Source organism: Bacillus sp. FSL M8-0350 (assembly GCF_038593345.1).
Classification (GTDB): domain Bacteria; phylum Bacillota; class Bacilli; order Bacillales; family Bacillaceae; genus Bacillus; species Bacillus safensis.
In genome coordinates this window covers 3,789,037-3,801,745 of record NZ_CP151985.1, presented here as the reverse complement: position 1 = coordinate 3,801,745, position 12,709 = coordinate 3,789,037, and the positions used below count along the sequence as shown (strand labels likewise).

The window sequence follows — 12,709 nt, the reverse complement described above, 5'->3', positions numbered from 1 at the left end:
ATCTCTCCTTTATTCTTAGTGCTTTTGTTTAACCCGATGCAGTGCGTTGTCTAAGATGACACCAATTTCTGCTAGGGGGTTAGGCTGGCACATGTCTTTGTGCCGGCAATGAATGTCGTGCTGTTCGATTGTTCCGTTGATATAAGGTGCCCATGCTTCGGGATCAATTGGTGTAAACCAATCTGGGATAATGGTAGATCTAAAGAATAATATGTCCCCCTGATAAGTTTTTGGCTGATATTCTCCAAGCAATCGAACTGAATTCACATAGGTTTCTTTTAGGTTTCTGATGGCATCTTCACTTAAGCTTGCTAGTGCACTGCCGTCTTTTTTCAAGATGTCGACGGCACTTTTCATCGTGAGCGGTTCACCTGTTAAGGTATCTGGATCATAACCGCCAAGCGCAAGAAGAGCGATTAGTGCTTCTTCTTCATCTGGTGCTGCTTTAATCGGTAAGAAATGGTTCGGATAGGCATCCAGCATTGCAACGAGTGCGATTTCTTCACCTTGCTGCTGGAGCTGTGTAGCCATTGCCTGTACAACGTTTCCGCCTAGTGACCAGCCAAGAAGATGATAAGGGCCTTTTGGCTGAATCGTTTGGATGTGCTTGATGTAATCCGCAGCCATATCATCTAGTGTGTGCGGGTAGTCATCTTTTCTTGCGATTCCTCGTGCCTGTAATCCATAAATAGGGATGTCTTTTTCTAATGTATTCAAGAGACCTGCATAGCACCAGCTAAGACCACCTGCCGGGTGAACACAAAAGAGAGGATATCTTTCTCCATTTGTTCGCAGTGGCAGCAGGATTTCTAGTGCGTTTTCATCGCTTCCTGTTTCTAGTTTCTCTGCCAAACTTGCCACATTTGGTGCTTCAAACAACGTTCCGATGCTTAGTTTGACACCAAGTGCATCACGAATGCGGCTGATTAAACGAACCGCAAGTAAGGAATGCCCGCCAATGTCAAAAAAGCGATCGTCTATGCTGATTTTAGGTAAATCAAGCACCTCTTCAAAGAGATGACATAGGATTTCCTCTTTCGGGTTTCTTGGGCCGCGGCCATCTGCTTGCTGTATATGCAATTGAGGTGCTGGCAGTGATTTTTGATCAAGCTTCCCGTTTGCTGTAAGCGGCATGGTGTCAATTTGTACATATGCCGCGGGAACCATGTAATCAGGAAGACTGGCTGCTGCAAAATGACGAAGGGTTTCAGTATCGAAACGGTCTTCTTCAGTTGTGACGATATAGGCGACTAAGCGTTTGTCGCCAGGCTGATCCTCTCGCATCATGACGGCAACTTGTGCAACTGCATCGTGGCGTGCCAGAACGGCTTCGATTTCTCCAAGTTCAATGCGAAATCCGCGTATTTTAATTTGATGATCAGCTCTGCCAATGTAATCAAGATCCCCTTCTTCTGTCCAGCGCGCAAGGTCGCCTGTACGATACATCCTTGTGCCAGGTGCTCCATAAGGATCGGCAGGGAATCGATCTGATGTCAGGTCAGGTCTGCCTAGATAACCTCTTGCAAGGCCAGCTCCAGCTACATACATTTCACCTGTCGTCCCAGGGGGAACAGGCTGTAGGTATTCATCTAGTACGTACACGTGTAAATCAGGAATCGGTTCGCCTATTAAACTGCTGGAGTTCTTTGTGATCATCTCTCGATTGAGTACATTATACGTAACGTGAACGGTGGTTTCTGTAATGCCGTACATGTTGATTAGCTTTGGTTTACAGTCTGAGTGACGGCTGTACCAATCTTCTAATCTGCTAAGCTCTAATGCTTCACCTCCAAAGATGACATAGCGGAGTGATAATGCTTGACCAAGTGTTTGTTGTTCCTTGTCTATCTGCATGAGCTGATAGAAGGCAGAAGGTGTTTGATTAAGCACAGTCACACCTTCCTCGACTAGAAGCTGCAGCATCTCTTCTGGAGAGCGAGAGATGGTATGAGGTACAATGACAAGCCGGCCGCCATATAAAAGTGGTCCCCATATTTCCCATACTGAAAAGTCAAAGGCATAAGAATGGAACATTGTCCAAACATCTTCTTCATCAAAATGGAACCAATGTTCAGTAGATGTCAGAAGACGGATGACATTTTGGTGTGGGATGACCACTCCTTTTGGTTTCCCTGTAGAACCGGATGTATAAATAATATAGGCCGGATGCAGAGAAGATAGCGGCTCAATTCTGTCTATATCAGCCGGATTGTGATTTGGCATTGTCAGCAATTGATCGCTCGTTTCCTTTTCGTCTAACAAAATCAAATCGCAATCAGCTGGAAGATGCACTGCATCTGCTTTTGTTGTGATGCTGCAAACGGGTTTGGCATCTTGTATCATGTATGCCAGTCTATCTGCTGGGTAATCTGGATCAAGCGGAACATAGGCTGCGCCTGCTTTATGAACGGCTAATAAGCTTACGAGCATATCGATTGATCTAGGCAGGGCAAGTGCAACGAACTGTTCTGGTCCAACGCCTTTTTCTATTAATAAATGAGCAAGACGATTGGCTTTGTTGTTTAACTCACCATAGGTCAGCTGCCTATTGCCATACGTTACAGCCACTCGATCAGGGTATTGCTGCGCCGTTTTTTCAAATAAAGCCGGGAGACTATGTGCTTGGTCTAACTGAGCAATTGTCTTTTTGTCAGGGAGAAATGTTTGCCGCTCTTTATCTGATAAAATATTCACTTGGCCAATCGGCACATGTGGGCGCTCGGTCACTTCAGTTAAAAAGCGCTTCATTCTGTCAGCGATTGCTCGAATGGTGCTTTGTTTAAATACATCTGTGTTGAATTCAAACAATCCTGTTAATCCCGCTGCTGACCCAGTTTCCGTTCTTTGTTCTGTTAATTCGATGGTCAGATCAAATTTAGCTGACCCTACTGGTTTCACGTAAAGATCTGAGTCAAGTTGTGTCAGCTTCATTTCTGCCTTCGGTGTATTTTGGAAGGCTAGCATGACCTGGAACAATGGATTTCTTGATCTGGACCTGGTTGGATTTAGAATTTCGACTAGTCTTTCAAATGGCAGATCCTGATGCTCATAGGCTGCTAGGTCAACGTCTCGCACTCGCTTCAATAGCTCACTAAAGGTTGGATTACCAGCTGTATTTGTACGTAATACTAGTGTGTTCACAAATAATCCCACAATATCGTCAAGTGCATCGTCATTCCGTCCAGCAATTGGACTGCCGATTGGGATATCTGTACCGGCCCCAAGGCGTGTCAGTAATGCCGCAAGAGATGCTTGAAGCACCATGAACAAACTCACTTGATGCTGCTTTGCAAGCTCAAGGAGGTTCTGATGTAAAGCGGGTTCAATCGTAAAGTCTATCGTCGCACCGTTGAAGCTTCCTTCCTGTGGACGCGGGAAGTCATAAGGCAGTTCAAGTTCTTCAGGCAGGTCATGTAAGGCACCTTTCCAATAGTTGAGCTGCTTGGCAAATAGACTATCCGCCTTTTCTTCACTGCCCAACAGCTTCTGCTGCCAAATAGCATAGTCAGCATATTGAACAGGTTCTGCTGGCAAGGAGATGGATTTTCCTTGTATACGGGCTTCGTAAGCAGCAGCTAAGTCTCGTGTCAATGGTGCAAGTGACCAGCCGTCACCAGCGATGTGATGCAGCAATAGAAGCAGTACGGAACGGTTTGCATCAAGCGTGAATAATTCAGCTCGAAGTGCAGGTTCTTCTTCAATCTGAAAGCTATACCGAATGGCTTCGTTTAACTGATTCTCAATTTGTTGATCACTTGAAGCTGTGACATGGAGTTCAGGCTGAACACTTTTCGGGTGTAAAATGACCTGTCTTGGCATGCCGTTATTATTTGGAAAAATGGTTCTAAGGGTTTCGTGTTTTTCAGTGATATCTGCCAAAGCACCAATGAGAGCTGTTTGATCTAGTCTACCTGTCAGCTGAATGACAAGTGGAATATTGTAAGTTGGACTTGGCCCTTCAAGGCAATGAAGGAACCAGAGCCGTTTTTGGGCAAAGGATAACGGAATCTCATCTGGTTTGTCTTCTACCTGAAGCGGCGGCCGAATGTCCTTCGCTTTGTCAATGTGCTGCACAAGCTCAGCAACCCGAGGCGATTCAAAAATGGTACTCATACTTAGGTCTGCACCAAGTGTATCGCGTATACGTCGAAGCAGACGAGCGGCGAGTAAGGAATGTCCTCCTAAGTCAAAGAAACTATCATCTATGCCAATTTGAGATAGACCAAGGGTTTCTGCAAATAAACTACATAACATGTCTTCTTGTGGTGTTCTAGGTGTACGCTCAGAACTAACTAAAGACATATTTGGTGCTGGTAATGCTTTGCGGTCGATTTTGCCGTTTGGTGTAAGTGGAAGTTCTGGCAAAACGACAACAGCAGAGGGCACCATGTAGTCAGGAAGTAATGAAGCCGCAAACTGCCTGAGCTCTGAAGGGTGCAGAGAAGACCCATCTGTCAGCACAACATATGCACAAAGCAGCTGCTGCCCAGGTTGATCCTCACGAACGATAACAGATGTATGTTTTATGGCTTGATGCTGCATCATTACGGTTTCAATTTCACCTAGTTCAATACGGAAGCCGCGGATTTTAATTTGATGATCGGCACGGCTGATATAATCAATTGAACCATCTTCACGCCATCTGGCTAAATCACCAGTGCGATACATTCTCGTGCCTTTTGTGCCGAATGGATCAGCGACAAAGCGTTCAGCCGTTAAATCATATCGTCCAAGATATCCTCTGGATACTCCTTCACCTGCAATATAAAGCTCACCGATTGATCCTGCTGGGACTGGGTTTAGTCCTTCATCTAAAATGTAAATGCTCGTATTCCAAATGGGTTTACCAATTGCCGGTCCACTATTTTCTCGATGTGCTGTGACATTTTCCATCGTAGACCAGATCGTCGTTTCTGTAGGTCCGTACAAATTAGTAATGTCACATTGAAGAGATTGCAATGTGTGCAAAAGGGAGGCAGGGAGTGCTTCACCTCCAACAAGAACACGCATACCTGTGATCACATCAGGGTACTCATCTGCTAGCGCATGCCACAACGTTGGCGTTGCCTGCATGATTGTGACATGATGAGAACGAATCATGTCTGAAAGCTTTGCTGGTTCTTGTATGGTTTCTTTTTTTGCCAATAAAATAGCAGCCCCATGTAAAAGCGGTAGGAACATTTCCAGCCCAGAAATATCAAAGGCAATGGTCGTTACCGCTAAAAGCTGGTCTTTTTGATCTAATAAAAATGAATCTTGCATGGACAATATAAAGTTGATCACATTTCGTTTTGTTACAACAACACCCTTTGGTTTGCCTGTCGATCCTGACGTGTAGAGGATGTAAGCTGGGTGATGTGGAGAGCCCTCGCTCCAAGCCGGATTGATGTGCGGACTGTCTGCTATGTCCTGATGAACAGTTGAATCATCCAGCTGAACGATGTGCGGATGGTCCAAACCGTCTGCTGTCTCTTTGACTGTGAGCAAGCACGCTGGTTTGGCATCTTCTAGCATATAGGCGACACGATCGTTAGGATAATCAGGGTCTAGTGGCAGATATGCGGCTCCCGTTTTGACGACGGCTAATAGACTTACGACCATATTGATGGACCGAGGCAGAGCAATTGCGACAAATTGTTCTGGTCCAATGTCATGTTTTTTCAAATAATGAGCTAATTGATTAGCCCGCTGATTCAACTCCTCATAGGTCAAAGTAATTCCTTCAAACTGTAATGCTTTTGCTTGTGGTGTTTTGCTCACCTGTTTTTCAAATAGTTCTCGTAAAGATTCCTTTGGTAATTCTCGTTTTGTATCATTCCAGTGCTTGAGGATGTTCTCTTTCTCTTCAGACAAAAGAAGGTTGAATTGACTGATCGTTTGATCTTGCTCTAGTCCGGTTATTTCCTCCAGCAATTGAAGAAAACGCTGCTGATGAGCGTCAACTGTTTGCTCTTTGTAAACGGCAGGGTTTGCATCAAAGTCGATTTGAAATCCGTTCCCATCCGCGCGGTCGTATATGTTGATCGATATATCATCCACGGGTCCTGCTGAGAGGTTATGTGCTTGACCCATGCTCTGATCGAACATGAGATCATAATCAAATGGCATGATATTGATCTGTGGGCCAAATAATCGCTGATTTCTTCCGATGAGTTTAAAGTCTCTCCGCATGTCCTCGTGACGATATCTTTGATGAGGGCGAATGGCTTTTAGTTCCTCAGATACTTGGCGAACAAGTGCTGATAGCGTCATTTCTGGTTTGCATGTTAAACGAAGCGGTACCAGGTTCATGACCATTCCGGGTGTTTGTAAGGCGCACGATCCAAGGCGCATCATCACAGGAAGCCCTAAAACAATATCATGTGCACCAGTCATACGATGCATATATAAAGCGGATGCAGCAAGGATCATTTCATGCCACGTACCACCGAAGGCTTGAGCATTTTTTTTCATTTTGCTTACCTTTTCTGCATCGTAGCCAGCCGTTTTTCGGATAAAATGATCCGACGTTCTTGGGGCAAGCTCAGCAAGGCTGACAATTTCCGGTTGATCAGCAAAGCGATTTTTCCAAAACGCTTGATCATCTTCATATCGATTAGACTGTTGATAGGTGAGCTCCTCTTGGACTACGTCATGTAAGGATCCAAATGTTTGAGGGGGCATTGGTGTCCCTTTCGATAGGGCTGAATAGACCTCAGCAACACGACGCGCAATGAGCGAAAAGGCGAATCCATCAATGGCAATGTGATGAATGCGCTGATACCAAATAAATCGGTCGTCAGCAAGTTGAAAAAGTACTTCACGGAATAATACATCTTTCTCTAAAGAGACTGGCGTTGAAAGATCTTCCTTCATCCATGCTTTAGCCGCATCAAGAGGCTGTTTTTCATTTTGTAAATTAACATATTGAAATGGAATCTCTTTCTTAGATGTCATCCATTGCTTTGGACCGTCAGTATCATCAATGAAGCGCATATACAAGGAATCTGCTTCTAAGACAGTCTTTCTAATGGCGGCTTCAAAATGTATGGGATCAATAGGACCTTTAATCTCTATATACTCAGCTGTATTGAAAATAGGATTAGCTGGATCAAGCTGCTGCGCGTACCAAATGCCTGATTGGGCTCCGGTTAGCGGGAATGAATCGACTGACTGGATCGACAAGGGTCTATACCTCCTTTACAAGTAATCGATATTTGGGATAGATGGCTGCTTTTCTGGGAAAAGAAGAGTCCGCCAATGAGCGAGCGTTGGATTTGCGGCAAGCTCAACGAAATTAACTGTCGCTCCTTGCTGTCTCCACTTTTCCGCTAGGCTCATCATTCTAATAGAATCAAGTCCAAGGTAGACGAGATTCTCATCAAGTGGTATTTCATTTGGCTCGATTTGGAGATACTCAGCTACTTGGTGAACGATGGCCTCAAAGGATAAATCATCACTGTTTGCTTCTTGTCCTGTTAAACGACTGATGATTTGGTTTGTCGTTGTGGTGACTGCACAGCGTTCAGCTGCATAGGTCATGGCCATTTTGTGATGTTTCAGTGAAAAGTCAGCGACGGCATCGGCGACAAAAAAGGTTTCAATATCGAGCATGAATGCTTCTGCGGCTGTCAGCATACAGCCAATATGTGCATATACGCCAGTAATGATCAGTTGATCACGCCCGCCTTCTTGAAGGATATCCAAAAAATTAGATTTCTTGAATGCGCTATAACGCCATTTTGTCAGCATTGTATCTGCTTCAGATGGAGCAAGCTGATCAATGATTTTTGTCAATGCTTCATCATCACCAAGTCCAGGTCCCCAAAAATCTGTTAATAAGGCACGATCCTTCGGGTCTTGGTCACCAGGTTGCGCTGTATAGACGACGGGGATCCCAAGTTCATTGCATGTATCACGTAATTGTTGAATATGCTGCACTAACTCTGTGATCGGTGATGTATCTTGTTGAAATGCATTTAAAAAATATTGCTGCATGTCATGTATCAGCAGAACAGCACGTTTCGGATCTGGTATCCAGTTCACTTTATTTTCGGGTAAATCTTGTGTGCTTGGCATTGGATATGCAGGAATAGTAGGGATTGCCATGTTTTTCACTCCTCTTTTTTATACGTTGGCAGTATGGGTTGCAGCTAATTCTCTTAATGCTTTTTTACTGACTTTGCCTACACCTGTTTGCGGGAACGCATCGATCCATTCAATGCGGTCGGGAATTTTAAAGGCTGCGAGCCCGCGTTCTCTTAGAAATGATTTTAAGATGTGCGGTGCTGGTTTGTTGTTTCCTTTCGCGATAACAAAGGCACATGAGCGTTCGCCAAGAAATGGATCTGGCATAGACACCATGGCGGCATCATGAATGTCAGGATGCGCAAGTAAATGGTTTTCAACTTCTTCAGCGGCAACTTTTTCGCCGCCACGATTGATTTGATCCTTGTCTCTGCCTTCTACAACAACATTTCCTTCTTTGGTTAATCGCACGATGTCACCTGTTCTGTAAAAGCCATCGGGTGTAAATGCTTTTTTGTTTTGTTCATCGGCTTTATAGTAGCCGCGAATCGTATAAGGTCCTCTTGTTAAAAGATGTCCAGCCACTTCATGCGGGACGGGCTTGTCCTCATCATCTACCACTAGTACCTCATCATATTCAGACATTGGGCGTCCTTGTGTATGAATAATGACATGTTCAGGATCATCTAATCTGGTATAGTTGACCAGACCTTCTGCCATGCCAAAAACTTGCTGTAACTTACATCCAAGTGTAGGCTTCACTCGTTTTGCTGCCTCAGCACTGAATTTAGCACCACCGACTTGTAAGACTTCAAGACTCGATAAGTCATCTGATCGATGAGGAGCGGCCTCTAGCCAAATCAATGCGATAGGTGGAACGACAGCGGTAATGGTCGCCCGTTCTTTTTCAATGAGTGGAAAGACGACATCAGGGCTTGATCCAGGTGCAAGAACGACTCTTCCGCCTGCGTATAACGTTCCAAGGACGCCAGGCGAGCTTAATGGATAGTTGTGCGCAACTGGAAGTGCAGCTAGATACACACTTTCTTGTGTGAGCTCGCACACCTCATTGCTTTTCCAAAGACTATAAATATAGTCATCATGTGTACGAGAAATGAGCTTTGAAAGGCCTGTGCTGCCTCCAGATAACTGAAGAAACGCAATATCGCTTGCCTCTACATGAATTTGAGGATCAAGAGCTGGGTCCTTTCGCAGATCATCCAAGCAAAGGAATTCCTCAGCTTCCCCTGCAACAATGACATGAGGTAATGAGGGAAGCTTTTCTTTCACTTGACGTGCGAGTGATCGATAATCAAAGCTGCCATCAATATCTGGTATGACATATGCATCTGCTTCGGCAAACTCAATAAAATAAGTGATTTCACTGCTTCTATGAGATGGCAGAGAGAACACGGGTAAAGCACCGATTCGAAATAAAGCGAAAATGACTTCAAAAAAAGCAGGAATGTTAGGAAGCTGCACGACAACTCGACTGCCTTTTTGAATTCCAAGCTGATGAAAACCGGCAGCAAGACTGCTGACGCGTTCGTCAAGTTCTTGGTAGCTTATGTGCGTATCAGCGTATGTAATGGCTGTTTTATTTCCTAACGATGCGGCGCGTTCACGAAGCATACCGCCAAAGGTTTCCCCACGCCAACAGCCGTTTTCACGGTAGCGTTTTGCAAATTCTTCTGGCCATGTAGGTGGTTGAACAAACATGTTTTTGTCATCTCCTATTTATTTTTATCACTGATGGATGCCCATCGCGTGAAGCATCGTGTTGAATTTTGCAGATGTTTCAGCTAGCTCTTCTTCTGCCTTTGATCCTTTGACCACTCCTGCACCAGCAAAGAGACGGAGAGAATGACCCTCAGCTTCTGCACAACGAATGGTGACAATCCAATCACCATCACCATTTGCATCTGCCCAACCGATCATCCCTGTGAAAAATCCTCGATCGAAGGGTTCAATCGCTTGAATGGCTTCACGTGCATCTGCTGTAGGTGTGCCGCATACTGCGGGTGTTGGATGAAGGCTAAGCGCCAAATCAATTGAGGACACACCGGAATCTATTAAGTCACCTTTGACCACAGTAGATAAATGCCACATCGTTTCTGTTTGTATGACGGATGGTGATGCAGGCACATCTAGTGTATGACAGTATGGAGTAAGCGCTTTAGTGACAGCTTCAACAACCACTGCGTGCTCGTGTAAATCCTTCGCTGAGGTAAGGAGTTCATCGCGGCGGCGCTGGTCTTCTACTGGATCTGAACTGCGCGGCCGGGAACCAGCGAGTGGATTGGAAATCACAGATGAACCGGTTTTAGAAAGGAGCAGCTCAGGGCTTGCCCCAAGAAGTGTGCGCTTTTGGGAAGCCTTCGGATCAGCTACATTTGCAGCAAACGTATAGCCAGTCGTATTATGACGAGCCAGTCGTTCGAGTATTGTTTTCGTAGGAATGTCTTGATTTGATTTGAGATGGAGAGATCGAGAAATGACGATTTTGCTAAGCTCTCCTTTTTCAATTTTAGCTAACCCTTCGTTCACACCATTCATGTAGACTTCAGGAGAAGGGACAGGTGTCACCTCATAGGATGGCGATGCCGCTTCTGACTCCTCATCACCTTGTTGAAATTCGAGTGGATCACTAAACTGTACATGGACTGGTACATTTAAACGAACGGGCTGCGCCGGATCAAATGGGACAGCACCAGCCACAATCGGTGTTTGAATTCCAGCTTGTTTGGCATCTTCAAATACGTGCGCTACCCTTGTGGATAGTTCATTTAGCTGATTGGTTTCAATATGCTGGAAAATCCCTTCGGCAAGTATCGTGCGTTTAGGTGAAGCAAGAAAAAAAGCGCCTGGCTGATAGTCTTGAAGCAATTGTACTTTTTCTTCGGACGACAATAATGAATGTTTCATGAAAAGGCCTCCTTTTGAATGAAATGCTAGATTCCGAGTGTTGCGCCGCCATCGATCGTGAGATTCTGCATCGTAATATGACTGGATTGCTCAGATGCAAAGAAAATGACTGCATCAGCGATATTTTGAGGATCAGCGATTTTTTGTAAAGGAATACCGGTTTTATACGTCTCTAGTGAACCTTTAATCACCTGATTTTCTCCTTGTTTATCAGGCCATAAAGCCCATTGCATAGGTGTTGCGGTAGACCCAGGAGAGACGACGTTGCACCTGATTCCATAGGCAGCCAGTTCTAATCCAAGCGTTTTTGTAAATGAAGTGGCTGCTGCTTTTGAAGCGGCATAGGCAGCCATATTCATTCTAGGAATGGCACCTGCGTTAGAGCTGACGGTCACAATGACCCCTTCTGATCTTTTCATCATGTATTTGGAGACAGCTTGAGATACGTAAAAGACACCATGTGTGTTGACTGCGAAAGTTTGTTGCCAGTCATCTGCACTAAGCTGGTCAATAGAACCCATTCGAAGAATGCCTGCTACATTGACCAGTAAATAAATGGGGCCAAGCTGCTTTTCAATTTGATCGACAATGTGCTGAACAGATGCTTGATCGGTAATGTTACCTGGATAGGCAAAGGCACGTATGCCCTCATCCTTCATTTGCTGGACGGTGCTTTGCAGCTGATCTTCTTTTACGTCAACTGCTGCAATAATCGCACCTTCTTCGGCTAGTCTTTTTGCGACTGCTTGTCCAATACCCTGTCCTGCGCCTGTGATAAGGACAACTTTTTGAGATAGACCACTGTGTTTCATGTGTTCACTGCCTTTCCTTCATGTCTGTGGTTGTGAAAGGATCATCATGATAGAGTGCAAATCGAAAAGCGTCATTCATCAGCACCGGTAAAACGGACGTATGTCCTTCTTTAGGGAATTCGTGATAGGCTGTATGCAAGCCATATGGGGATAAGGGCAGCATACGATTTGCTAGTGAATTTGCATGATCATTCATTTGACACGGATGATGTTTTTCTAACTCACCTACACCTACAAGCAGCCTGACATCCATAGGCATCTGACGTATATGGCTGGTGAATTGGTGTTCTTTTTCTAGAAATAATTTTTTGTTCCAGTGGATAGAAGGACTGCCTGCAATATATGTTTGATAAGCATCAGGGTGCTCAAATAGTGTGTGTAATACAAAAAGACCGCCAAGAGAGTGCCCAAATAGTGTTTGACGACTCTGGTTGATCGGAAAGCGCTGCTCGATATAAGGCTTTACAATCTTTTCTAAAAAAGAAAAGAACGCAGAGGCGCCGCCATATGTATGGGTGGAGAAATCCTTTCTTTTGTCACCAATGGAAGCGTCAGGGCCGGTTAGAGTGAGATCATAATGCCTGAGCGGATGATAGGGCGCTTCTGTCTGATAGCCAATTCCAACAATGATGGCAGGTACAACACCTGTTTTTTCGGGTCTTCTTGACTGTAAACGAATGGCTTCGACCATTGTGCCAAAAAGTGAATTCCCATCAAGCACGTACATGACTGGAAAACCAGCCGCTGGAGGAGTAGTATTCGGTTTAAATATAAAAAGTCTGTATGGGTGTGCTGTGATATCCAGTTGCTCCGTCCCGGGTATAAAAAAAGGACGGCTTTCTCCGAAAAGAGAATCCTCAGTACCCATTCCTTCAGGGCGTTTGGACATGTGTAAAAAATCCCCTTCCTCAAATTGACTCTCATATGCTGATAAAAGCAGGCTTGCGGATATAGGATGAGTGTAG

General features: G+C 44.9%; 6 protein-coding genes. All 6 read right to left on the bottom strand.

Going from position 1 to position 12,709, the window contains the following annotated elements; genetic code table 11:
- Positions 1-15: 15 nt before the first annotated feature.
- From NSS80_RS19735 to NSS80_RS19710, 6 genes are read right to left on the bottom strand one after another with little or no spacing between them, the layout of a single operon-like run.
- Positions 16-7,164, bottom strand: a complete 7,149-nt coding sequence (locus NSS80_RS19735; protein ID WP_342498387.1) for an amino acid adenylation domain-containing protein — start codon at positions 7,162-7,164, stop codon at positions 16-18.
- Between the two features lie 15 nt (positions 7,165-7,179).
- On the bottom strand, positions 7,180-8,088 hold the full coding sequence (locus NSS80_RS19730; protein ID WP_144496506.1) for an isochorismatase family protein: 909 nt from the start codon (positions 8,086-8,088) through the stop codon (positions 7,180-7,182).
- Positions 8,089-8,106: 18 nt separating this feature from the next.
- Positions 8,107-9,726: a (2,3-dihydroxybenzoyl)adenylate synthase gene (locus tag NSS80_RS19725; RefSeq protein WP_317222463.1), complete on the bottom strand. Its 1,620-nt coding sequence runs from the start codon at positions 9,724-9,726 to the stop codon at positions 8,107-8,109.
- A 27-nt stretch (positions 9,727-9,753) separates the two neighbouring features.
- Positions 9,754-10,932 carry an isochorismate synthase DhbC gene (gene dhbC, locus NSS80_RS19720; protein WP_252049962.1) on the bottom strand — a complete coding sequence of 393 codons (1,179 nt, stop codon included), beginning with the start codon at positions 10,930-10,932 and terminating at the stop codon, positions 9,754-9,756.
- A gap of 26 nt (positions 10,933-10,958) precedes the next feature.
- Complete coding sequence (locus NSS80_RS19715; RefSeq protein ID WP_217008626.1) at positions 10,959-11,744, bottom strand: 2,3-dihydro-2,3-dihydroxybenzoate dehydrogenase; 786 nt, start codon at positions 11,742-11,744, stop codon at positions 10,959-10,961.
- A 4-nt stretch (positions 11,745-11,748) separates the two neighbouring features.
- Complete coding sequence (locus NSS80_RS19710; protein WP_041118431.1) at positions 11,749-12,633, bottom strand: alpha/beta hydrolase-fold protein; 885 nt, start codon at positions 12,631-12,633, stop codon at positions 11,749-11,751.
- Positions 12,634-12,709: the final 76 nt, after the last annotated feature.

Bases quoted from the DNA above. Each gene is read 5' to 3' on its own strand.
- dhbC (WP_252049962.1), bottom strand. From the start codon at position 10,932: ATGAAACATTCATTATTGTCGTCCGAAGAAAAAGTACAATTGCTTCAA.
- NSS80_RS19730 (WP_144496506.1), bottom strand. From the start codon at position 8,088: ATGGCAATCCCTACTATTCCTGCATATCCAATGCCAAGCACACAAGAT.
- NSS80_RS19725 (WP_317222463.1), bottom strand. From the start codon at position 9,726: ATGTTTGTTCAACCACCTACATGGCCAGAAGAATTTGCAAAACGCTAC.
- NSS80_RS19710 (WP_041118431.1), bottom strand. From the start codon at position 12,633: ATGTCCAAACGCCCTGAAGGAATGGGTACTGAGGATTCTCTTTTCGGA.
- NSS80_RS19715 (WP_217008626.1), bottom strand. From the start codon at position 11,744: ATGAAACACAGTGGTCTATCTCAAAAAGTTGTCCTTATCACAGGCGCA.